General features: G+C 70.8%; 18 protein-coding genes. 11 read left to right on the forward strand and 7 right to left on the reverse strand.

All coding sequences use genetic code 11. The features are described 5' to 3' along the window. Window positions 1-16 precede the first annotated feature (16 nt). Window positions 17-685, reverse strand: coding sequence for a DUF4129 domain-containing protein (locus QSK18_RS09385; protein WP_285617825.1), 669 nt, complete (start codon window positions 683-685; stop codon window positions 17-19). Further along, window positions 682-2673 carry a hypothetical protein gene (locus QSK18_RS09390; RefSeq protein WP_232809162.1) on the reverse strand — a complete coding sequence of 664 codons (1992 nt, stop codon included), beginning with the start codon at window positions 2671-2673 and terminating at the stop codon, window positions 682-684. Before QSK18_RS09390 ends, QSK18_RS09385 begins: the two co-directional genes overlap by 4 nt. 192 nt (window positions 2674-2865) lie before the next feature. Here QSK18_RS09390 and mtrA point away from each other — a divergent pair, with 192 nt between their 5' ends. From mtrA to QSK18_RS09420, 6 genes are all read left to right on the forward strand, one after another. Then, complete coding sequence (gene mtrA / locus QSK18_RS09395) at window positions 2866-3543, forward strand: MtrAB system response regulator MtrA (RefSeq protein WP_052526680.1); 678 nt, start codon at window positions 2866-2868, stop codon at window positions 3541-3543. Between the two features lie 234 nt (window positions 3544-3777). Continuing rightward, window positions 3778-5511, forward strand: a complete 1734-nt coding sequence (gene mtrB / locus QSK18_RS09400; RefSeq protein ID WP_232809161.1) for an MtrAB system histidine kinase MtrB — start codon at window positions 3778-3780, stop codon at window positions 5509-5511. A gap of 68 nt (window positions 5512-5579) precedes the next feature. Then, entirely contained in the window at window positions 5580-7472 is a 1893-nt protein-coding gene (locus tag QSK18_RS09405; protein ID WP_232809160.1) for an LpqB family beta-propeller domain-containing protein, read from the forward strand. Between the two features lie 435 nt (window positions 7473-7907). Then, complete coding sequence (locus tag QSK18_RS09410; RefSeq protein ID WP_232809159.1) at window positions 7908-8690, forward strand: ComF family protein; 783 nt, start codon at window positions 7908-7910, stop codon at window positions 8688-8690. 223 nt (window positions 8691-8913) lie between these two features. Next, on the forward strand, window positions 8914-9675 hold the full coding sequence (gene hpf, locus QSK18_RS09415; RefSeq protein WP_232809158.1) for a ribosome hibernation-promoting factor, HPF/YfiA family: 762 nt from the start codon (window positions 8914-8916) through the stop codon (window positions 9673-9675). 158 nt (window positions 9676-9833) lie between these two features. Further along, window positions 9834-11105 carry a winged helix-turn-helix domain-containing protein gene (locus QSK18_RS09420; protein ID WP_285617832.1) on the forward strand — a complete coding sequence of 424 codons (1272 nt, stop codon included), beginning with the start codon at window positions 9834-9836 and terminating at the stop codon, window positions 11103-11105. A gap of 55 nt (window positions 11106-11160) precedes the next feature. On the opposite strand, the gene QSK18_RS09425 is transcribed toward QSK18_RS09420, so the two are convergent. Both QSK18_RS09425 and QSK18_RS09430 read right to left on the reverse strand, forming a co-directional pair. Next, window positions 11161-11718, reverse strand: a complete 558-nt coding sequence (locus QSK18_RS09425; protein WP_285617833.1) for a GNAT family N-acetyltransferase — start codon at window positions 11716-11718, stop codon at window positions 11161-11163. After that, complete coding sequence (locus QSK18_RS09430) at window positions 11711-12814, reverse strand: GNAT family N-acetyltransferase (protein ID WP_232809155.1); 1104 nt, start codon at window positions 12812-12814, stop codon at window positions 11711-11713. Before QSK18_RS09430 ends, QSK18_RS09425 begins: the two co-directional genes overlap by 8 nt. A gap of 230 nt (window positions 12815-13044) precedes the next feature. On the opposite strand from QSK18_RS09430, the gene secA reads away from it, so the two are divergent. Then, window positions 13045-15777, forward strand: coding sequence for a preprotein translocase subunit SecA (secA, locus tag QSK18_RS09435; RefSeq protein WP_352396507.1), 2733 nt, complete (start codon window positions 13045-13047; stop codon window positions 15775-15777). A gap of 677 nt (window positions 15778-16454) precedes the next feature. Here secA and QSK18_RS09440 read toward each other — a convergent pair. Together QSK18_RS09440 and QSK18_RS09445 are read right to left on the reverse strand one after the other, a co-directional pair. Further along, window positions 16455-17546, reverse strand: coding sequence for an Rv3235 family protein (locus tag QSK18_RS09440; RefSeq protein WP_352396479.1), 1092 nt, complete (start codon window positions 17544-17546; stop codon window positions 16455-16457). Next, entirely contained in the window at window positions 17543-18595 is a 1053-nt protein-coding gene (locus QSK18_RS09445) for a LysM peptidoglycan-binding domain-containing protein (protein WP_232809154.1), read from the reverse strand. The genes QSK18_RS09440 and QSK18_RS09445 overlap by 4 nt, the downstream gene beginning before the upstream one ends. A 248-nt stretch (window positions 18596-18843) precedes the next feature. Here QSK18_RS09445 and QSK18_RS09450 point away from each other — a divergent pair, with 248 nt between their 5' ends. Beyond that, window positions 18844-19395, forward strand: a complete 552-nt coding sequence (locus tag QSK18_RS09450) for a hypothetical protein (RefSeq protein WP_232809153.1) — start codon at window positions 18844-18846, stop codon at window positions 19393-19395. Between the two features lie 21 nt (window positions 19396-19416). On the opposite strand, the gene QSK18_RS09455 is transcribed toward QSK18_RS09450, so the two are convergent. Next, window positions 19417-19638, reverse strand: coding sequence for a helix-turn-helix domain-containing protein (locus tag QSK18_RS09455; protein WP_285617838.1), 222 nt, complete (start codon window positions 19636-19638; stop codon window positions 19417-19419). A gap of 331 nt (window positions 19639-19969) precedes the next feature. On the opposite strand from QSK18_RS09455, the gene QSK18_RS09460 reads away from it, so the two are divergent. Genes QSK18_RS09460 through QSK18_RS09470 form a run of 3 tightly spaced genes read left to right on the forward strand, consistent with a single transcriptional unit; the run spans window position 19970 to window position 22589 of the window. Continuing rightward, a complete protein-coding gene (locus QSK18_RS09460) occupies window positions 19970-20572 on the forward strand; it encodes an SAF domain-containing protein (protein ID WP_232809151.1) in 603 nt (200 codons plus the stop codon). Next, a complete protein-coding gene (locus tag QSK18_RS09465; protein ID WP_285617841.1) occupies window positions 20569-21921 on the forward strand; it encodes a CpaE/TadZ family protein in 1353 nt (450 codons plus the stop codon). The genes QSK18_RS09460 and QSK18_RS09465 overlap by 4 nt, the downstream gene beginning before the upstream one ends. 32 nt (window positions 21922-21953) lie before the next feature. Beyond that, a complete protein-coding gene (locus QSK18_RS09470) occupies window positions 21954-22589 on the forward strand; it encodes an HAD family hydrolase (protein ID WP_285617843.1) in 636 nt (211 codons plus the stop codon). Window positions 22590-22616 lie beyond the last annotated feature (27 nt).

The raw sequence follows: 22616 nt of genomic DNA on the forward strand, positions 1-22616 counted from the left end.
TGTGTTGCGGGCTGCGTCATACCGGCGCCACCGTTTCGGCCTTGGCTGTGCGCACCCGTTCGTCCAGCCCCCGCAGGAACTGGTCGGCCTCCGTCCCCGCCGACTCCGTCAGCTCCAGATGGCCGTAACACACGTCGTCGAAATGCCGCGCAGCCGTGCGCAGATCGGCCGCCAGGGAAGGCAGGGCACGCCCACCGTCCCGCGCCACCTCGGTCGCCGTGGCGCCGGGAGTGGCCGGTACCAGCGTGCGCTCGGACAGCTCGCGCGCGATCGCCCGGAAGCGTTCCAGCACGGCATCGCCCCACTGACCGGCCGCGGCGTGCTTGTCGGCCGCGGCGCGGTGGTCGGCCGCGTTGGTGACGTAGTTGGGCAGCACCGCCGGGGCCTTGCGCCGGAACTGCCGGCCCACCCCGCCGGAGCGCCAGATCGCGAAGGCCGCGGCCGTCACCGCCAGGATCGCCAGCACCGTGACGGTGATCTGGACCGGGGAGCCGAAACCGGGCTGGATATTGGCGAACTGCTCCTGGATCCACTCCAGGGCCCGCTCGATCAGACTCGGCCGGGCGTCCTGGTACTCCTTGCGCGAGAGCTCCTCGAGCACCCACTGCCGGGCCTGCTGCCGGTCGGGGTCGACCGGGACCTCGGCCGGCAGGACCACCGGCAGGGCTACCGGGAAGAAGATCACCGCAGCTGCTCCGAGCGGAGCACCTCGACGTCCATGCCCTCCCGCCGCATCCGCAGGTCGAGGTAGAGCAGGGCGACGGCCCCGGCGGTGAACGGATAGACCACCGCACCGGCCAGGATCGTGCCGATGTCGGCGATCAGCAGCTGCACGACGGCGCCGGACATGCCGGTGAAGTCGGCCAGCTCGGCCAGGATCGTGCCGATCAGGCTGAACGGGACGGCGAAGATCTGCTGCACGATGTAGGCGATCACGGCGGTGAGCAGGCTGATCCCGAAGACCCGCCAGAACGTGCCGCGCACCAGCCGGAACGAGCGGCGCAGAGCGGCCACCACGCCCAGGTTCTCGAGCAGCAGCGAGGGTGCCGCCACCGACCAGAAGCCCAGGTAGAAGGCCGCGTAGGCGACCACCCCGAGCAAGGTTCCGACGACCAGCACGACCGCGCCGATCCAGATGTCGTCGGGCAGCAGGAAGAGCAGCAGCCCACCCGGCGCCATGCTCAGCGCGATGATCAGCGGGGCCAGCACGAGCAGCAGCAGGGCCAGCCCGAGCACCGCCCACAGCCGATGGCGGGCGCGCTGCCAGAGCGCCCCGGGCGCCAGGGCCTCACCCCGGACCGCCGCACCGACCGCGACGATCAGGAGGCCGGTGATGATGGTGGTGGACAGCACCGACTGGACCAGCCCGATCAGCACCGACAGGCCACCGGCGCCGATCAGTTCGGCCACGTCGCCGGTGGTGATGTCGTTGGGGTCGGCGGTGCCGGTGCTCAGCGGGCTGTTCAGGATCGTGTTGAAGGCGAACGCCTGCGGCAGGGTGCCGAGCAGGGCGATCACGGCGCCGACCACGGCGGAGAAGCCGACCATGGTGCGCGGGTTGGCGCGGATGGCGCGGATCGAGCCGTCGTAGATCTCGCCGATGCTCAGCGGACGCAGCGGGATGATGCCCGCGCCCCGGCCCATGCCGCGCTGCCAGCCGGGCTGCCCCGGCGCCGGCGAGCCCCAGCCGCCCTGCTGCGGCGGAGCCCCCCACCCGCCGTTGCCCGGTGGGGGAGCGTTCCACGCGTTGCTGCCCGGCGGGGGCGCGTTCCAGCTGTTGCTGCCCGGTGGGGGGACGTTCCAGCCACCGTTACCCGGCGGCGGAGCATTCCAGCTGTTGCCCCCGGGGGGCGGAGCGTTCCAGCTGTTGCCGCCGGGAGGCGGGGAGTTCCAGTCGTTGCCGCCCGGGGGCGGGGAGTTCCAGGCGCCCGGCTGCTGGGGCGCGCTCCAGTTGTTTCCCTGCTGACCATGCGGACCCTGCGGACCGCCCCAGCCGGGCGGCGGACCGCCCGCCGGTTGCCCCGACGGGTTCTGCCCAGGGGCACTCTGCCCGGGGGCGGTGCCTCCCCAAGGCTGCGGGGCCGCGTTCTGCTGCTCCCCGGAAGGGTTCTGTAGTTGCTCGTTCTGCCCGGCACTGTTCTGCCCAGAAGCTTGCTCCCCGGAGCCGTGCTGCCCGGGAGTCTGGCCGGTGCTGTTCTGCCCGGGAGTCTGGCCGGTGCTGTTCTGCCCGGGAGCCTGGCCGACGCCGTCCTGCCCGGATGCCTGGCCGACGCCGTCCCGCCCGGATGCCTGCCCGACGCCGTTCTGATCGGGGCCGTTCTGCCCGGAAGCTTGCTGACCGGGAGCCTGCTGCCCAGCACTGTTCTGCCCAGGAGCCTGCTGCCCCGGAGCGGACTGCCCACCAGCCCCCGGCGCCTGCCCCCACCCCGGCGGTGGCGCTCCCCAGCCCGCCTGCGCCTGCTGCTCATGAGGGTTGGGCGCCTGCCCCCACCCCGGCCGACCAGGCTGGGAGGCCACCTCGGGCCGGGAGGCGGGAACATCGTCCGTTAATTGGGAGGGTTCCTGCCCCTGGGCGGAATCCTGCTTCTGGGAGGTCTCCTCGACCGGCGGCGGGCTCGGCCTTTTCTCCGGTTCGCCGCCGGGGACCGTCCACCCACCTGGTTGCTCGGACACCCGACAACCCCTCCCAGTCGCTGCGCACCGGCCTGGCCCGATCCGGCCTCGTCGTCCGGGACAACGAAGATCCCGGCGCCGGGGTTCATCCTGGCATGTCGGGGCAGACCAGGCCGGTCGGCGATCACCGGTGACCGCTGCGCCAGGAACCCGCTTCGTGTTTTGGCCCAGGTGTTTGACACCATGTCCCCCATGAGAGGCCGGGTTCTCGTCGTCGATGACGACAATGCGCTGTCCGAGATGCTCGGGATCGTCCTTCGGGGCGAGGGGTTCGAGCCGGTTTTCTGCGCCGACGGTGCGGGTGCGCTGGAGGCCTTCCGGGCCACCCGGCCCGACCTGGTGCTGCTCGACCTGATGCTGCCAGGGAAGGACGGCATCGAGGTCTGCCGCCTGATCCGGGCCGAGTCGGGCGTCCCCATCGTCATGCTCACCGCCAAGACCGACACGGTCGACGTGGTGCTCGGCCTGGAGTCCGGCGCCGACGACTACATGGTCAAGCCGTTCAAGCCGAAGGAGCTGGTCGCCCGGGTCCGGGCCCGGCTGCGGCGCACCGAGGAGCCGGCGCCCGAGGCCCTGGAGATCGGCGAGGTGTCGATCGACGTGGCCGGCCACGTGGTGCGGCGCGCGGGCGAGGTCATCTCGCTCACCCCGCTGGAGTTCGACCTGCTGGTCGCGCTCGCCCGTAAGCCCTGGCAGGTGTTCACCCGCGAGGTGCTGCTGGAGCAGGTGTGGGGGTACCGGCACGCGGCCGACACCCGACTGGTGAACGTCCACGTGCAGCGGCTGCGGTCGAAGATCGAGAAGGACCCCGAGCGTCCGGAGATCGTCGTCACCGTCCGCGGCGTGGGATACAAGGCCGGACCGGCCTAAGCGGTGGCCGAGGGCCAGGCGGCGCAGCCCGCGGGCAGGGCCGGTGCGGGTGGTGCCCGGCCCGACGCCCCCGGTCCCGGGAAGCCGAACGGGACCAAGCCGGGCCCGAAGCCATCAGGGGCCAAGCCGAACGGCACGAAAGCGAACGGCGCGAAACCGAACGCTGCCAAGCCGAACGCTGCCAAGCCCAACGGCGCGAAACCGAACGGCGTCCGGGGTTCCGTCATCGCCCGGATGGCACCCGAGCCGCGCAAACCCCGCAGGCCCCACGGGCCTGTCCGTCGCTTCGTCGGGCGGGTGCGCCGGGCCGTCCTGTCCCGCATCAAGAAGCTGCTCAAGAAGATCCGGCGGCGCTGGAGCCGGTCGATGCGGCTGCGGGTGGTCGCCACCACCATGCTGCTCGGCCTGGGCGTCGTCCTGGTGGTCGGCAACTTCCTGCTGATGCGCATCCGCGACGGCCTGATCGACTCGCGCACCGAGACCGCGATGGCCGAGGCGGCGGCGCTCACCCGGGAGGCCAACAAGTCCCTGGCGGTCAACGACTACCAGGACCCGGCCCGCCAGGAGAGCGACATCAACGACCTCCTGGCCCAGCTCCAGGGCCCCGACGGCCCGGACAGCCGCGAGGTCGTCCTGCGTCGCGCCCAGCGCTCCACCCAGCCCACCGAGCTGAAGGACCGGGCCACCCGGGGCGGTCTGCTCGACGTGATCCCGGCGACGCTGCGCGATGCCGTGAACGCCCGCGGGCGCCAGCAGTCGCAGATCACCACGGTTCCGGTGAGCGGTGGTGAGCGGGAGCCGGCGCTGGCCGTGGGCACGATCATCAACGTGCCGCTGTCCGGCGACTACGAGCTCTACTTCGTCTTCCCGCTGGAACGCGAGACGCAGATCCTCGACCTGGTCCGGCGCACCCTGCTGCCCTCCGGGCTGGGGCTGGTGCTGCTGGTCGGAGGCGTCGCCTACGTGATCACCCGGCAGGTGGTCACGCCGATCCGGCAGGCGGCCAAGACCGCCGAGCAGCTGGCGTCCGGACGGCTGGACCGGCGGATGAAGGTGCGCGGGCAGGACGACATCGCCCGGCTCGGCCGGGCCTTCAACGGCATGGCGGCCAGCCTGGAGCGGCAGATCCACCAGCTGGAGGAGCTGTCCCGGGTCCAGCGCCGGTTCGTCTCCGACGTCTCCCACGAGCTGCGCACCCCGCTGACCACGATCCGGATGGCCAGCGAGGTGATCCACGAGAGCCGCGACGAGCTCGGCGACCCGGTGCTGCGGCGCAGCGCCGAGCTGCTGCAGGCCCAGGTCGACCGGTTCGAGCTGCTCCTGGGCGACCTGCTGGAGATCAGCCGGTTCGACGCCGGCGCCGCGGTGCTCGACGTGGACTCGGTCGACGTGCGGGAGGTGGTCGAGCGCGTGGTGGACAACCTCGTGCCGCTCGCCGAACGTAAGGGCAGCACGATCGTCCTCCAGCTGTCCCTGCAGCCCTGCGTGGCCCAGATCGACTCGCGACGGGTCGAGCGGGTGGTGCGCAATCTGGTCGGCAACGCGATCGAGCACGGTGAGAGCCGGCCGATCGAGGTGCAGGTGGCCGAGTCGCCCGACGCGGTCGCGATCGCGGTGCGCGACCACGGGGTGGGGCTGAGTTCCGAGGAGCTGAGCATGGTCTTCAACCGGTTCTGGCGGGCCGACCCGGCGCGGGCGCGAACCATCGGCGGCACCGGGCTCGGGCTGTCGATCTCCCAGGAGGACGCGCATCTGCACGGCGGCTGGCTGCAGGTCTGGGGCGAGCCCGGGGTGGGGGCGGTGTTCCGGCTGACGCTGCCCAAGAAGGTGGGCGCGCTGCTGGTCGGCTCGCCCCTGCCGCTGGTGCCGCACCTCGGCGAGGACACCGGCTCGTTGCCGGTGCTCACCGCCGGTCCCGAGATCGAGGGGCAGCTGGAGGAACCCGGAGTGGGGTCAGGACAGTCGTGACGCTTACGGGTCGTGGGGTCTCCGATCAAGGACGTTCGTCAGCCTCGGTCAGGTGGCGGGGACGGGCGTTGCTGGTCTCGGCGCTGGTCTCGGTGCTGAGCCTGGCGGCCTGTGCCACGATTCCCGACCACGGCCCGGTGATCAGCGGCGACGTGGTCAACGACGACCCGCTCGAGGGCGTCTTCCAACTGGCCCCGGAGGGGCCCAAGACCGGCCAGAGCCCGGTCGAGGTGGTGCGCGGCTTCCTGGCCGCCAGCGCCGGTTACAGCGACGACCACGCGGTCGCCCGCAGCTTCCTGAGCCCCGAACGCCGGCTGGCCTGGCGTCCCGACGCCTCGGTCACGGTGTACCGCTCGCTCGACACCCTGACCACCCGGCAGCTGTCCGAGGGGGAGGAGATCCCCGAGGGCGAGGCCGAAGCCACCACCGCTGACACCCCTGCGCAGGGCGCCCGGGCGGCCGCCGGATCGTCGGCGACGGCCGAGGCGGTCTCCGCCACCACCGATCCGTCGCCCGCCGCATCAGGGGCTGCCGACGGTGGGCCCGAGGTCGCTCAGGTAGCGGTGCAGGCCCCGGCCATCGCCCAGGTCGACGGCACCGGCCGGTACAGCGTGGTGTCGCCCGGGGCGAAGGTCGAGCCCCGCTATTTCGGGCTGGTGCTGTCCGACGGCCACTGGCGGATCAATTCCCTGGACGACGGGATCCTGATCACCCGTAACGACTTCAAGGTCACCTTCAAGCCGTACTCGGTCTACTTCCCCGAGTCGCACGGCGAGTACCTGGTCCCGGACCCGCACTGGTTCCCCAGCGCACCGGGCTCCCCGGAACTGCCCACCGCCCTGGTCCGGGCCCTGCTCGAGGGCCCGCCGGACTGGCTGGCCGATGCCGTGGCCTCCAGCGTTCCCCCGGGCACGGAACTGTCGGTGAGTGCGGTGACGGTGGAGAACAGCACCGCCACGGTCGATCTGACGCCTCAGGCCCGGCTCGCCGACGACCGGCAGCGGCAGCTCATGCTGGCCCAGTTGCAGACCACGCTCGGCCAGTTGCGCTCGATCTCCTCGGTCCGGATCACCGTCGACCGGGTCAGCTTCAACATCCCGCAGAACTCCGGCCCCCGGCCGGTGGTGGACCCGTCGGTCGGCGGGAGCGCGGTCGCCATCGACACCAAGGGACGCGTGGTGCGTCTCGGTGCCGACGGGAACGAGGTGGTGAAGGGGCTGGAGGCGCTCGGTCAGTACGACGCGCTCTACGGCCTCACCTCCCCGGCCGTCTCCTACGACGGGGGCTGGTTCGCGGCCTTGTCCAGCGACGCGTCGCACCTGTTCCTGTCCGAGGCGGGGGCAGACAGCACCACGCAGCTGCGGGGCACCGGGCTCACCGCGCCGTCGTTCGACCCCCGGGGGTGGGTCTGGTTCGCCGGAGGCGCCGGGGTCGAGGCGGTGGACGTCTCGGACGCCCGCTCGAAGGCTGCGCGGGTGAAGGTGAGTGCCGACTGGCTGGAAGGCTTCGAGGTCGAGGCCATGCGGATCTCCCGGGACGGTACGCGGGCCGTGCTGGCGATCACCGACGGGGGCACCCCGCACGTCTTCCTCACCGGCATCGTCCGCGACGAGAAGGGCCGTCCCGCGCGGCTGACCCAGCCCGAGGGTCTGGTGCCCGACCTGGTGACCGTGGCCGACGTGGCCTGGGTGGACGAGAAGCACATCGCGGTGCTCGGGCGGCGCCAGGCCGGGGCTGCCAACGCCGGTGACGAGCAGGTGCAGAGCAACGTGGACCGGCCCTGGATCGTCGAGATCGGTGGTCAGATCCAGCCGATCACCGCAGTGCCCGGGGCCGAGACGCTCGCTGTCGGGGACGGGCAGTCGAGCCTGTTGGTGGGCACCGGGAACGACACCCAAGGACGCTCGGGGGCGTCCTGGGCGGAGCTGTCCAGTGCTCGGTGGCCGGCTTTTCCGGGATAGCCCTCCCGGGTCGCGTAGGTTAATTTCGGAGGGCGCTCCGGATTGCCCTCGGTGCCATCCTGCGGAGCCGTTTCCTGGCCCGGCCGTGATCTCCTCGTGATCACGCGACTGCCCTCAGTGCCAATGCGCTTCGTGATGCAACCGTGATCGCCTGTGAAAAAGCGTGGTCGGAGCGGTGAAATCGACTTTCGCCTATTCGGTCAATTCCCCCGGAGGTGATCAGTTCCCATTCGGAGGATGCTCCGCATGATTCGGCCGTACGGGTGAAACCGGAATCGGCTACCGGGTCGGATGTCGGTCATGTTTCCGGACCTTCGGCCCGGGTGCGCCGCAGGCCCGCGTTCTACATTCCACAGGTAGGCACGAAGCGGTAGTTATCCACAGATCGGCCGTCGCGGGCGCGGCTGCGACCGGTGGACGGGCAGGGTGGCAAGCATGCTTTTCGATGCGGAAGCCGAGTCGTTCGCGTCGGGACCGGCCGCCTGGCGGCAGGCCTGCCGGCGACTCGGTCTGGGGCTGATCTGGCCGGTGGTCTGCGCCGGGTGCGGCGCTCCCGACGTGCCTCTGTGCGTCCTGTGCCGCCGCGTGGTGGCCGGTCCCGCCTTCTTCCAGCCGATGGTCGGCTGGCCGCCGGGCTGGGGCGTCTGGGGCGCCACGGCCTACGGGGGCACTGCCGCCAAGCTGGTCCTTTCCTGGAAAGAGCGAGGTCGGCACGACCTGACCGGACCGTTCGGCGCAGGTCTGGCCTCCGCCCTGGTCGCGTGCCGGGAGGCCGACTCGGCCTCGGCCGGGTCCTGGCAGCTCGTGCCCGTCCCGTCCACCTCGGGGGCCCGGCGCCGACGGGGCGGGGATCTGGTGGCCGGCCTCGCCCGGCGCGCTGTCCGCAGCGCCCGCCCCGCTTGGCTGGCGGGTGGCTACGGGCCGCCGCCCGGCGTCGCCGAAATACTCACTCATCGGCGGGTTGTCCGGGATCAGGGAGAGCTGTCGTCCAGGGCTCGGCGAAAAAACCTTGCCGGTGCACTTGCCGTTCGCCCGGGGCTGCGCTTTGCTCTCCTGCAACGTGATTGCGTCATCGTCGATGACGTTGTCACGACAGGTGCGACCGTGGCCGAAGCCGCACGTGCGCTCACCTCTGCGGGTGCACGCGTGGTCGGGGTATGCGGCCTCTCGGTGACATTACGTCGGCAGGGGGTATCCACATCCGAATACCTGCTCTAACCTCGTCAGACGGTGGTCACAGCGCCACCACTTCCGCCCTCCGTGCCGAATTCCGCGCGGATTGCAGGAAGGAGGATGTCAGGAAGTAGCCGGCCCACTGCCGGTGATTCCCCATTGATGCTCAGGCGCACGGTGCCAATTCCCGGCCGACCGGAACCATTCGCGAACGCGCTCCGTTCGGTGAGGCACATGAGGCGTAGCAACGGCTACAGGAGGATTCTTCGTGGACATCGTGATCACAGGTCGGCACGTCGAGGTTTCGGACCGCTTCCGGCGGATCGCCGAGGAGAAGCTGGCGAAGGTCTCCCAGTTCAGCCCCTCGGCCTTCCGCATCGACGTCGAGCTGTCCCACGAGCGCAATCCTCGCCAGTCCAGCCAGTGCGAGCGGGTCGAGATAACCGTGAGCGACCGAGGCCCGGTGATCCGCGCCGAGGCCTGCGGTCAGGACGAGCTGTCCGCCCTCGACATCGCCTTCGGCAAGCTGCTCGAGCGCCTGCGCCGGATGAGTGACCGCAAGAAGGTGCACCACGGCCGGCACGCCCCCGCCACGGTGCGCGGGGCCGGGGCCAACGGCCGGGCCGGGGCGATCGCCCACGCCGGCATCGCGCTGGCCGAACGGCCGATCGAGGGCGCCGCGACCGGCGGGAGCGCGCTGAACGGCACGGCCACCAAGCCCCGCAGCCCGCTCGACGACGCGGCCGAGGAAGAAGACGGCTTCGCCGCCACGATGGACTGGGCCAACCTCCCGGAAGGGGCCGAGGCCCTGGCCGACAGCCCGGTGGTGATCCGCACGAAGGACCACCCGGCCGCCCCGATGACGATCGACCAGGCGCTCTACGAGATGGAACTGGTCGGCCACGACTTCTACCTCTTCGTCGACGCCGCGTGCGGCAAGCCCTCGGTGGTCTATCGTCGGCGCGGGTGGAGCTACGGCGTGATCCGACTGGCAGTCGACGCGGAGGCCAAGGCCGGCGCGGAGGCCTGAAACCTGCGGCAGAACCTGACAACAGCCCGGTAGTCACTGGGGAGGAACGCCCGCCGGGCCTGGCTCGAACAGGCCCGGCGGGCGACCCCGGCGCACTGCCTACGCCGCAGGGCGGCGCGGCGGCGGGCAGCGATGCGGTGCCCGGCAGCGCGGCAGCGGTGTCCCCGGTCGGTCGGCGTAAGCCGTCGCGGGCCAGTGCGCCCGAGCGTCTCTCGCTTGCTCAGGCCCGCCGGATTGCCCTGGCTGCCCAGGGGTTCGGGGTCGAGCGGCCCACCGGTCCGATCACCGCCCGGCACCTGCAACGGGTCCTCGACACCGTGGGCGTGCTGCAGATCGACTCGGTCAACGTCCTGTCCCGCAGCCACTACCTCCCCGTGTTCAGCCGCCTCGGCGACTACCCCCGTCCTCTGCTGGACAAGGCGGCCAACAGCGCTCCCCGGCGCATGGTCGAGTACTGGGCCCACGAGGCCTCGTTCGTCACCCCGCAGACCCACCGGCTGCTGCGCTGGCGGATGGATCGGGCGTCGCACGAGGCCTGGGGCGGGATGCAGCGCATCGCCCGGGACCGCGCCGACCTGCTCGACGAGGTGCTGGAGGTGGTGGACCGGTACGGCCCGCTGACCGCAGCGGCCGCCGAGAAGATCCTCGACGACGGGATGCCCCGGGAACGCACCGGCGAGTGGGGCTGGAACTGGAGCGACGTCAAGCGTGCCATCGAGTTCCAGTTCTGGGCCGGAAGGATCACCTCGGCCGGTCGCACCCAGCAGTTCGAGCGTCGCTACGCGCTTCCCGGCCGGGTCCTTCCCCCGGCCGTGACGGCCGCTCCCGACCCGGATCCGGAAGAGGCCCGGCGCGAGCTGGTCCGGATCGCGGCCCGGGCGACGGGGGTGGCCACCGAGCGATGCCTGCGCGACTACTTCCGGCTCAAACCAGCCGAGTCCCAGTCCGCGGTGCGGGATCTGGTCGAGGCCGGCGAACTGCTGCCGGTCGCGGTCGACGGCTGGGGTCGGCCCGCCTACCTGCATCCCGGCGCCCGGATCCCCCGCCGGATCACCGCCCGGGCCCTGCTCAGCCCGTTCGACTCGCTGGTCTGGGAACGACCGCGCACCGAGGTGCTGTGGGACTTCCGGCTGCGTCTGGAGATCTACACCCCGGCGGCGAAACGCGAGTTCGGCTACTACGTCCTGCCGTTCCTCCTGGGCGACCAGCTGGTCGGCCGGGTCGACCTGAAGGCCGACCGGGCCCCGGGCGGGGGTGGCACGTTGCTGGTGAAGGCGGCCTACTCGGAACTGGGGGTGCCCGCCGCGGCCGTGGTGGGCGAGCTCGCCGAGGAGCTGCGGCTGATGGCGCAGTGGCTGGGGTTGGACGGCGTCAAGGCCGAGAAGAAGGGCGATCTCGGCCCGGCGTTGACCAAACTGTTCCGCTCCTGAAGCCGGCGCTGCGCACCCGCGTGCTGGCAAACGTCCATTGGTTCTGGCTCTTGATCTACGGTTCCGGATCAGAGGCGAGCCGGGCGTGCAGGTGCTCGTCGGACCGCCGGCCGTCCACCGGATACAGCATGGCGCCCCGCATCACGCCCTCCTGCGGGTAACCCGCCCGCCGGGCCACATTGCACGACCGCCGGTTCTCCACCGCGTGGCAGAGCTCGATCCGGTGCCAGCTCATCCGGCGGAACACCACCGAGCTGGCCCGGGTGAGCGCCTGCCCGGCCAACCCCCGCCCCCGCGCCTCGGGGAGCAGCCAGTAGCCCACCGAACCAGCGCCCAGGTGTTCGTCGAACAGGCCGAACCGGATCTGGCCCAGCAGTTGCTCGCCCGGGCCGGTGATCGCCCAGGCGGCTCCGTTGCCCTGCCCCCAGCCATCGGACCAGGAGTGGATGGCCGCGAGCGCCGCGTCGCGGTCGTCCAGGAGCTGCGAGGCGTACTGCCGGATCAGCGGATCTGTCATGGCGAGCGGGATCATGGGGGCGTCGGCCGTGCTCCAGGGGCGCAACCGGTGCCCCGCGGAGAGGTCGAGTTTGGGCTGACGCCGTTGGTCAGCCACGGGGGTAGTCCAGCGTGGCCAGGTCTGAGGGCACCATGTCGTACTTCGCCAGATCACCCCGGGGGCCGCCGCCGGGCGGCTGGTACAGCCCTCGCTCCAGCCCCAGGCGCCGGAAACCCGCCTTCTCAGCCACCCGCTGCGAAGCAACGTTGTCCACGCTCGCCCGAAGCCCGATGTTGGCCCACCCCAGCCCGCCGTCCTCGACGGGAAGCAGAGCGTGCCGCGCCGCCAGGAAAGTCGCCTCGGAAGCGAGCCCGCGTCCCCGGGCGTCGGGGTGCATCCAGTAGCCGATCTCGCCCTGACGGTCACGCAGGCTGTGCAGGAACACGACGACCTCGCCGAGCAGCACGTCTTCCTGCGGATCCGCGATCGCCCAGCTCAGGATCCGGCCGGCCGCAGCCCCCTCGGCGTCCCGGCTCAGGTGCGCCAGCGCGTCCGCCGCCGTGTACTCGGCCTTGATCCCGGGGATCCAGCGCTTGTTCGCCGGGTCGGCGTGGCCCTCGACGAAACGGGGGACGTCGGACTCGCGTGAGGCTCGCAGTCTCACCTTGGGTCCGTCGATGGTGACCGGTTCGAACCAGGGGTGGGCCGGGACCAGCGTCGTGTTCTCGTCCAGGCGCATCGAGGCGAGCCAGCCGTCGGTGATCCGGCCCCGGTGTTCCAGCAGACCGGGCAGCACCCCGTCGACGGTGAAACCGACCGACCAGGCCGCTCGCCGGCTGGCCCAGTTGCCGACGTTGGCCCGCCACTGCACCACCTGGATGCCCTGACGGGCTCCCCAGGGGAGCGCCAGCCGCAGTGCGCGCGACATCAGGCCCTTACCCCGGGCCTGCGGCGCCAGGGCGAAGCCGACCTCCGCGAGGGCGGGCAGAACCGGCCGGCGTAGGTCGATGGCCCCGACCAGTTCGCCCTCGTGCTCGATACCGAAGTCGAAGCGTGACCCCTCGGCCCAGGAACGGCGCCCAGCTGCCACGTACTCCAGAGCGTGTTCGCGCCGATACGGCCACGGCACCGTGGTCCAGCGTTCCATGGCCGGGTCGTTGCAGTAGGCGACGATCGTGTCGGCATCCTCCTCACGCAGTTCGCGAAGGGTCACCAAACCGTCGGTGAGCTGGGGGACTAGGCCGCTGGAGGAGGACGACAGACCGGACACAACGCGAGCCTGACCCATGTTGGGGGGTGGAGCAAACACGTTTGGGTGCCAAGCCTGTCTACGATGGAGGGCACGGCGCCGGACCGCCGTTCGTCATGCCTAGAAGCGGCAGTGTGACTTCTCCTGGTTGCGCTGCCGGACAAGCACGGTTGAAGGACTTGGGAGAGCGCCCCGTGGTGAAGATCGTCGAGAAGCTGCTGCGAGCCGGTGAAGGCCGCACCTTGAAGCGGCTGCAGAACCAGGCCGCGCAGGTCAATGCGCTCGAGGACGACTTCGTGAGGCTCAGTGACACGGAGCTGCGTGAGGAGACCGAGCGGTTCAAGGCGCGCTTCGCCGACGGCGAGAGCCTGGACGCGCTGCTGCCGGAGGCCTTCGCCACCGTGCGCGAGGCCGCGAAGCGTACCCTGGGCCAGCGTCACTTCGACGTGCAGCTCGTGGGTGGGGCCGCGCTGCACTCGGGCAACGTGGCCGAGATGAAGACCGGTGAGGGCAAGACCCTGGTCGCCACCGCCCCGGCCTACCTGAACGCGCTGGCCGGCAAGGGTGTGCACGTGGTCACGGTGAACGACTACCTGGCCGAGTACCAGTCCGACCTGATGGGCCGGGTCTACCGGTTCCTGGGTCTGTCGGTGGGCAACATCCTGTCGCAGATGACCCCGGCGCAGCGCCGCGAGTCCTACGCGGCGGACATCACCTACGGCACCAACAACGAGTTCGGCTTCGACTTCCTGCGCGACAACATGGCGTGGAACGGTGCCGACCTGGTGCAGCGCGGGCACGCCTTCGCGATCGTCGACGAGGTCGACTCGATCCTGATCGACGAGGCCCGGACGCCGCTGATCATCTCCGGCCCGTCGGACCAGCCGACGAAGTGGTACCAGGAGTTCGCCAAGATCGCCCGCATCCTGCGCCGCGACGAGGACTACGAGGTCGACGAGAAGAAGCGCACCGTCGGCGTCCTGGAGAGCGGGATCGAGAAGGTCGAGGACCACCTCGGCATCGACAACCTGTACGAGAGCGTCAACACCCCGCTGATCGGCTTCCTGAACAACGCCGTCAAGGTGAAGGAGCTGTTCAAGCGCGACAAGGAGTACGTGGTCGCGAACGGCGAGGTGCTGATCGTCGACGAGCACACCGGCCGCATCCTGGCCGGCCGTCGCTACAACGAGGGTCTGCACCAGGCGATCGAGGCCAAGGAGGGCGTGGAGATCAAGAGCGAGAACCAGACGCTCGCCACGGTCACCCTGCAGAACTACTTCCGGATGTACGACAAGCTCTCCGGGATGACCGGTACCGCCCAGACCGAGGCGGCCGAGCTGATGTCGATCTACAAGCTCGGCGTGGTCAGCATCCCGACCAACCGCCCGATGCAGCGGAAAGACCAGTCCGACCTGATCTACAAGACCGAAGAGGCCAAGTTCCAGGCCGTGGTCGAGGACATCGCCGAGAAGCACGCCACCGGGCAGCCGGTGCTGGTCGGCACCACCAGCGTGGAGAAGAGCGAGCACCTCTCCGAGCTGCTGCGCAAGGCCGAGGTCCAGCACGAGGTGCTGAACGCCAAGCAGCACGAGCGGGAGGCGGCGATCGTCGCCCAGGCCGGGCGCAAGAACCAGGTCACCGTCGCCACCAACATGGCCGGCCGAGGCACCGACATCATGCTCGGCGGCAACGCCGAGTTCACCGCGGTGGCCACACTGAAGCAGCGCGGCCTGGACCCGGTGGAGACGCCGGAGGCGTACGAGGAGGCCTGGCCGGAGGCCCTGAAGGCGGCCCAGCAGTCGGTCAAGGACGAGCACGAAGAGGTCATCGAGCTCGGCGGGCTCTACGTCCTGGGCACCGAGCGGCACGAGTCGCGGCGGATCGACAACCAGCTGCGCGGTCGTTCCGGCCGTCAGGGCGACCCGGGCGAGAGCCGGTTCTACCTGTCGCTGCAGGACGACCTGATGCGGATGTTCAACTCGGCGATGGTCGAGTCGTTCCTGACCGCGGCCAAGGTGCCGGACGAGATCCCGATCGAGTCGCGGATGGTCACCCGGGCCATCCAGAGCGCCCAGAGCCAGGTCGAGGCGCGCAACTTCGAGATCCGCAAGAACGTGCTGAAGTACGACGACGTGCTGAACCGTCAGCGTGAGGTGATCTACTCCGAGCGCCGCCGGGTGCTGGAGGGCGCCGACCTGAAGGAGCAGATCCGCCACTTCGTCGACGACGTGCTGAAGAGCTACATCACCGCGGCCACCGCCGAGGGCTTCGCCGACGACTGGGACCTGGACCAGCTCTGGGTGGAGATGAACCGGCTCTACCCGGCCACGATCACGCTGGGCGACGTGATCGAGGAGGCCGGCGACCGCGGCTCGATCACCCAGGACATGCTGATCAAGGAGCTCACCGCCGACGCGCAGCTGGCGTACGACAAGCGCGAGGAAGAGCTGGGCGAGAAGACGCTGCGTGAGCTCGAGCGCCGGGTGGTCCTGTCGGTGCTGGACCGCAAGTGGCGCGAGCACCTGTACGAGATGGACTACCTGCAGGAGGGCATCCACCTGCGGGCGATGGCCCAGCGCGACCCGCTGGTCGAGTACCAGCGTGAGGGCTACACGCTCTTCCAGGCGATGACCGAGGCCATCAAGGAGGAATCGATCGCCTACCTCTTCCACGTCGAGGTCGAGGTCCAGCAGCCCGCAGAAGAGGCGGGCCTGGCCGAGGACGCGCCGGTGCTGGTCGCGAAGGGCCTGGTCGGCGGGCAGCCGCGCCCGGCGCAGCTGCAGTACAGCGCGCCCAGCGAGGACGTCGGTGGTGGCGTCGAGGTGCACCAGGAGAACGCCAACGGCACGGTGACCCCGGCCGACGAGGACGGCACGCCGGTCAACCGGGCCTCTCGTCGGGCCGCGCGGAAGAAGGGGCGCCGCTGAGTCTGCCTCGGCAGATGAAGGGCTGACCCGTTCTGGGACGGGCGGGGTTGTCGGACACTCGGCAATCCCGCCGGAACTCCTGTTGGGTGGCAAGGTGCTCGCTCGTCACGGCGCCGGGCCTGAGCCCTCAGGAGAGTCACGGTGCTGGGGCTGAGCCTTCAGACGAGCCGTGGCGCTGGGCCTGAGCCTTCGGACGAGTCGTGGCGCTGGGCCTGAGCCTTCAGCAGAGTCACGGGTCCGGGCCTCAGCTTCCATAAGAGTCGCGGCGCCGGGCCTGAGCCTCCGGGGCAGTGCGGTGCGGCCTTCTGACCGCGGACCCATGGCAACGCGTGCGGCCCGCCACCGGAGTTCGGTGGCGGGCCGCGGCCGTTCTGCCGGCCATCCTTTCGCGAACAGCCTCCTCGCCGCACGAGCCTGTGCCCGGAGCCAGGCGGTCGTCCGGTTGTCGCCGACCTGCACGGCCGACTGACCGGAGCTCACCCTGGGATCCGGCACCAGATCCCGCTCACCCGGCCGGCGCCGGCTCGCGGTCTGCTGCCCGAAACTGACGGCTCCCGAAACCGTCAGCGTCCAGACCGGCAGCCGCCGGACCATCAGATCTGGCGATCCGACGGTGCCGAGCCGACCCGGCCGGGGGCCGAGTCGGCACCCCGCGTTCGCGAAACCTGTTGGTCTGGCTAGCTCTCCAGCCTTCCCTGCATCTGGAGTTCGGTGACCCGCCAGCGACCGTGCAGCCCTTCCATCCGGAAGGCCACCGCCCGAACCCGCTGAGGTTCGGCAATCACCGCGCTGACCTCGCACACGCCTGGCCGGGGACTGCAGAGCACGAGCGCCCGAAGGCGAGGCTTGACGCTGAGCCCGGCGCTGTTGCGCATGGCCCGCGCAGTGAGAGCTCCCCGGCGGACCAGGGCTCCGTGCACATCCGGCGTGGTCCACCGGACCAGCTGGGTGGACGGACGCAGCCCACAAGCCACCTCCATCGCGGCCTGAATGAAAGCCGCTGCCCAGGGACGAGGCTCGGGCAGGAGACCGCTGCTGTCCACGGTGTCCAGGGCGCTTGGTGCCCGACCAGCGCCTGCACCGTTCGCAGCGCGCCGGGATCTGGCTGAGGAGGACTTGCGGGCGGGCGCCAGGCCGGACCCACCTCGGCTGGAGGGTGAGGGCTTGCCCGCGGGCGTCAGGTCGGACCCACCTCGGTTGGAGGGGGAAGCGGTACGGAGGCGGTTGTCTGATGTGGCGGGAGCCGTACCCGGTGGATCGGTACGGGCAAGTGCCCCAGGGATGTCAGTCGTGACTGTGGCTGCCACACCAGAGATATCGTTGGATCGCTGGGAAGATTCTGCGGGCTCGTCGATGACGCCCCAGGTCACTCCGGCCCGCACAGTCGAGGCCGGGCTGTCTCCCAACCCCGCGGCTTGGCGCTCGTCCTCGGGAAGGTCCGACTCGGCCCTTGAGACGACGCCCTCGGAACTGGCCGCTGCGTTCGGTGCCAGCAGCCTCGTCTCTGATTCGGTCTGGGTACCCCCGAACTCGCGCTGTACGTCGTAGGGGAAAGCCGAGAACGGATCCATCCCCGGAATCACCAGGGCCAGCACTTCCTGATCCGGGTGAACCGTCGGCTGCGGGTCGTGTGGATCGATGCGTGCCGCAGCGCACGGCGCATGCCGCGGGACCGGCAGCGCCCGCAGCGGCGGCAGCGGAGCCTGAGGTGCCCTGGCCTTCGGACGGCGACGGGACTTGGTGCTGGAAGGTGCGGACGGCGGCGTCATCGGCCGGTCTCCTCAAAGTTGGTCCGAAGGGTGCCGGACTCGCGTGTGCCGTTCTCGGATGTGCCGTTTTCACGTGCGCTGGACTGGTGTGTGCCGGGCTCACGGGCGCCGTTCTCACGGGCGCCGTTCTCATGGGCGCCGGACTCGTGGGAGCCGGGCTGCGGCGTGCCGGACGGAGAGGCGCCGGGCCGGGGGAGCGCCGCGGCGTGCGGGGAACGGAGTCGTTCCCCAGGTAGGAGGCGGTGCGGGTCGGCCCCGATCAGATGCCGGTTGACCCGGTACCAGCGCGGCCACTCACGGGCGATCTCGGCGTCACCGGCGGTCGGGCCCAGATGCCGCGAGGCGATGGACCAGAGGGTGTCGCCCACGAGCACGACCACGTAGTCCCGGGTTCCGTCCGAGGTCGCCGAACGGCGTGGCCTGGGCGCCACGACCCCGAGGTCGCTCTGGCCGGTGGGCGAAGCAGTGGCCGTGGGCCGAGGACGTTCAGGTGTCCACCCGGGCGAGAGAGTCTGCAGCAACTTCTGTCGGCCGCCCGGAGTCGGGGTGTCGGAATGGGTGAAGGCGCCGCCCGGGACAGAGACCGAGACCAGTTCGGCGATCGACGGTCGTGCGCGCGCGGTTGCCGCCGCCGGCCCCGAGACGGCCCTTTCGGCCTTGAACAGCGAAGGTGACGCAAGGCCTTCCGTGTGACCCCAGGCATGAGGCATTGCCGCCGCAGTCGACGAAACACCGGTCTGAGGAACGGCTTGTGCATGCGCAACCGTGGGAGCCGCGATCAGGACGACGCCCAGCAGCGCGGCAACCGCGTTGCGTACGGCCGCAGGAGCGATGTGTCGCGCGGCCGGCGCAGCCAGGCGGGATCTGCTGCTCAGTGCGGCAACTGTGCTGACGGTCAGGGCGGTCAGCAGCCAGAGCGACACGCCGGTGCCCGCTGCGCTTGCCAGTAGCCCGAGCGCCTGGTCGGGCAGGACCGGACCAGCAGCATGCAGTTGAGCCCAGGTGTCGAGAGTGAGACGGCCCAGCTGCAGCGCCAGGCCCGCGACCAAGGTGAAGGCCGCAAGCAGGAGAGCGGCGCCTCTCGAGCGAGATGCGCTCCCGTGTATCCGATGCGCTTGTGACATTGAGACCCCCGTGGTCTACGCATGACACCAATCAATGCCTGGAACGACATTTGATGTCGTTTGATGACCGTTAGTCTCGCCGGAGGTCGCAGCGAACGTCCACCCGCTCGGCAAACCTGTGGATAAGTCCGTTCTTGCGTAGCCTGTCGACTACCGCAGGTAACCTTCGCCAGATGCGCTGGGAGGAACTCTTCGACGACCTCGAGGGCCGGTTCGAGGAACAGGAACGGTCCGAGGCCGAATCCGATCTGGTCGACCTGGTCCGGGGTGAGCGTGATCGGATCGGCTTCGTGGATCGGCTGCGGGCGCATCGGAACGCCTGCGTCACCCTGGACCTCAGGGACGGGAGCAGCCGGCGGGGAACACTTCTCGACGTCGGCAAGGACTGGGTCCTGTTACGGGCGTCCGGGCGCGAAAGTGACCTGCTGGTACCGGTGAACGCGGTGACTTCGGCCGCCGGCCTGTCTCAGCTGTCGCTGGCCGCGGGGGAGTCGATCGGCCGCCGACTGCGTCTCAACTCGGTGCTGCGAGGACTCGTCCGGGACCGCGCTGGTGTGGCCGTCGACCTGTGGCCCACCGGCCATCTGGACGGCACGATCGACCGGGTCGGTGCCGACCATCTGGATCTGGCGATCCATCCGCCCGATGCGATGCGACGGGCCCGTGAGGTGCGGCAGGTGCGTACGGTTCCGTTCGAGGCGGTTGCCGTGGTGGCGGTGCGCTGAACGGGTAGGTGGGGGAGCGGCTCAGTCGGCCTCGCCGGAAGGGCGGCCGCGCACCATCTCGCGCGTCTCGGCGTACTTGCGCTGGATGTACTCCTCCAGAACGGCCGTCTCGACGCGCCACTGACCCCGGCCGCCGACCTGGATGGCGGGCAGTTCACCGCTGCGCACCAGTGTGTAGGCCTGTCGCACGGAGATGTTGAGCTCCTCCGCGACGTCGGCGAGTTCGAGGAAGCGGGGAGACACGCAGCCCTCCTGTGGCGGTGGCGACCGGCCTCCGGGCCGGCCAGATCTGGGCTCCAGTCTGTCATGCCGGGGGCCGACGCTCGCGAGTTGTCCACAGCCCGGCGCAAATCGCGCTTTGTCCACAGGGCGCCCAAACCTGCTTCCGTTTGGTCCTTTTTCTGTCACGATATGCGCACGCAGTGACCACTTGGTCGCTTTCTGCTCCCATTTCAGGTGGGAGCCGCGTGATCGGTAGGCATTTCTCAAGGGGGGCGGCATGGCGGTGTCCGAACTTGCGCCGGTGACGGCTACGGCGCCACGGTTGCGGAGGCCGGGCTGGCGGGACCCACGGTTGATCGTCGGTCTGGTCCTGCTCTTCGGGTCGGTCGCCGCCGGCGCCCGGCTCATGGCCGAGGCCGGGCAGCTGCGGGCGGTCTACGCGGCCCGCACCACTCTTCCTCCCGGGACCGCTCTCACCGCTGACGTACTCAAGGTGGTCCGGGTCAGGGTGGAGGGCTCGGGCGCGGGCTACCTGGACGCGGACAGTCAGCTGCCGGTGGGGGCCGTGCTCACGCGCACCGTCGGCGAGGGCGAACTGATCCCGATGGCGGCGATCGGCTCGGCCGCCACCCTCGCGGTCCGTCCGGTCGCCATCCCGTTCGACGGTCCGCCTCCCGCCGGTCTGGTGGCCGGTGGCCGGGCCGACATCTGGGCCGCGGTCCCGCATCGCGAACAGTCGCGCAAGGGCTACCAGGCGCCGCGCCAGATCGCCTCCGAGGTGGAGGTGTTCGCGGTTTCGGGGCCGGGCACCGGCCTGAGTTCCGGGCGCTCCGGGTCGCTGGAGGTGCTGGTGCCCGAGCAGTCCCTCACCGAGGTGCTGGAGGCCCTGGCCAACGAGGCCAAGCTCAGCGTCCTGCCGGTGCTCGGTACTCCTCGCCCGGCCACTGCGTCGTGACTCTCACCGTTCTCACCGCGGTGGTCGGCGATCGTGAGGCACCCCTGGTCTCCGGACTGGAGAGGTCACCGGCCGGGGTCACCGTGGTCCGGCGCTGCGTCGACGTCCTGGATCTGCTCTCGGCCGCGGCCGCCGGCCTCGCCCACGCGGTCGTCCTCTCCGCCGATCTGCACCGGCTGGACCGGGATGCGGTGACCCGGCTGCAGCTGGCCGGCCTGGCCGTGATCGGCCTTGCCGCTCCGGGCGACCGAAGCGCGGCCGAGCGCCTGACCCGTCTCGGGGTCGACCCGGTCCTGGCTGCCGACGCTCCGGTGGAGGAGATCGTCGCAGCGGTCACGACAGCAGTAGCCGAACTGGCCCGGCAGCAGAAGCTTCTGGGCCGTCCGCCCGGCCAGACCTCGGCAGCGGACCTCGGGCTGGGCGATCCGGCCGGGGCTCTGCCCGGGCCGCCGGCTGCCAATTCCCAGGCGGACGACGCGCGTCCTCGCCCTCCGGGCCGGATCGTCACTGTCTGGGGGCCGGCCGGGGCTCCCGGCCGCACCACGGTCGCCGTCACCCTGGCGTCCCAACTGGCCGCCGCCGGACAGGAGACACTGCTGATCGACGCGGACACCCACGGTGCCAGCGTCGCCCAGACGCTCGGCCTGCTCGACGAGTCCGCCGGTGTTGCGGCAGCCGCCCGCGCGGCCAACCAGGGCGCTCTCGACCTGGGCAGGCTGGCCGATCTCGCGCCGCCGGTGAGCGCCGACCTTCGGGTGCTGACCGGCCTGCCGCAGTCCCGGCGCTGGCCCGAGCTGCGGGCCTCGGCCCTGGACGTGGTCTGGGAGCAGGCCCGCAAGCTGGCCGCCTGGACGGTGATCGACGCGGGGTTCGGGCTCGAGGCCGACGAGGAACTCATGTTCGACACCGCCGCCCCACGCCGCAACGCCGCCACCCTCAGTGCGATCTCCGCCGCCGACCTGGTGCTGGCCGTCGGCTCGGCCGAACCCATCGCCCTGCAGCGCCTTATCGCCGGGCTCCCCGAGCTGACCGACCTCACTGGCCCCGACGCCGTCCGGGTGGTGGTCACCCGGGTCCGCGACACCGCGGTCGGGCCCCGGGCCGGCCGCCTGATCAGCGAGGCACTGCAGCGGTACGCAGGTGTCGGCGACGTGGTCCTGGTCCCGGACGACCGGCCGGTCCTCGACGCGGCGATGCTGCACGGCAAGTCACTGACCGAGCACGCGCCCGGATCCCCGGCCTGCCTTCCGTTCGCGAACCTGGCGGCCGATCTGGTAAGTCAGTTCGGCCCGGCCCCGTCGACCGGCCGACCCCGTCGCCGGGGCCGATGGTCCCGGCGCAGCGCGTGAGGGCTCCGTCCCGCGACTTCTACGATGCCCGGATGGAGACGAGCGAACTGCGCGGCCTGATCGTCGACTGGGGTGGGGTGCTGACCGCTCCTCTGGACGAGGCCATCACCCGGTGGGTCGCGGCCGAAGGCATCGAGCTGGAGGCCTATGCCCAGGTGATGCGAGGGCTGGTCGACGAGGCCGAGTCCCCGATCCACGAGCTGGAGCGGGGCAAGCTCAGCCCGGCCGAGTTCGAGCAGGTCCTGGCGGCCCGCCTGCGCGGGCAGGGGCTCCAGATCGAGGCGGACGGCCTGCTGGCCCGGATGCTCGAAGGGCTGCAGGCCCTGTCCGAGGACATGGTCGGGCTGCTGCGCCGGGCTCGGGCAGCAGGGCTGCGCACCGCATTGCTCTCGAACTCGTGGGGCGAGCACTACCCCGAGCACCTCTGGATCGGGGCCTTCGACGAGGTCGTGATCTCCGGCCGGGTGGGTATGCGCAAGCCCGAGCCGGAGATCTTCGAGCACACCTGCCGGCTCCTCGAACTACCGCCGCAGCAGTGTGTTTTCGTCGACGACATGCGGGTGAACGTGCTCGGTGCCGCGCAACTGGGACTTGTCGGGGTCCACTTCACCTCCTACCAGGAGACGGTGCAGGAACTGGAGATCCTGTTCGGCCTCGATCTGCGCTGAGGGCCGGCAGCCGCCAAAATGGGGCTC

The sequence above is a fragment of the Kineosporia sp. NBRC 101677 genome (assembly GCF_030269265.1).
GTDB classification, from domain to species: domain Bacteria; phylum Actinomycetota; class Actinomycetes; order Actinomycetales; family Kineosporiaceae; genus Kineosporia; species Kineosporia rhizophila.

Excerpts from the sequence above, each read along its gene's own strand:
- QSK18_RS09470 (WP_285617843.1), top strand. The coding sequence starts at position 21,954 with ATGGAGACGAGCGAACTGCGCGGCCTGATCGTCGACTGGGGTGGGGTG.
- mtrB (WP_232809161.1), top strand. The coding sequence starts at position 3,778 with ATGGCACCCGAGCCGCGCAAACCCCGCAGGCCCCACGGGCCTGTCCGT.
- QSK18_RS09450 (WP_232809153.1), top strand. The coding sequence starts at position 18,844 with ATGCGCTGGGAGGAACTCTTCGACGACCTCGAGGGCCGGTTCGAGGAA.
- mtrA (WP_052526680.1), top strand. The coding sequence starts at position 2,866 with ATGAGAGGCCGGGTTCTCGTCGTCGATGACGACAATGCGCTGTCCGAG.
- QSK18_RS09410 (WP_232809159.1), top strand. The coding sequence starts at position 7,908 with ATGCTTTTCGATGCGGAAGCCGAGTCGTTCGCGTCGGGACCGGCCGCC.
- QSK18_RS09440 (WP_352396479.1), bottom strand. The coding sequence starts at position 17,546 with ATGACGCCGCCGTCCGCACCTTCCAGCACCAAGTCCCGTCGCCGTCCG.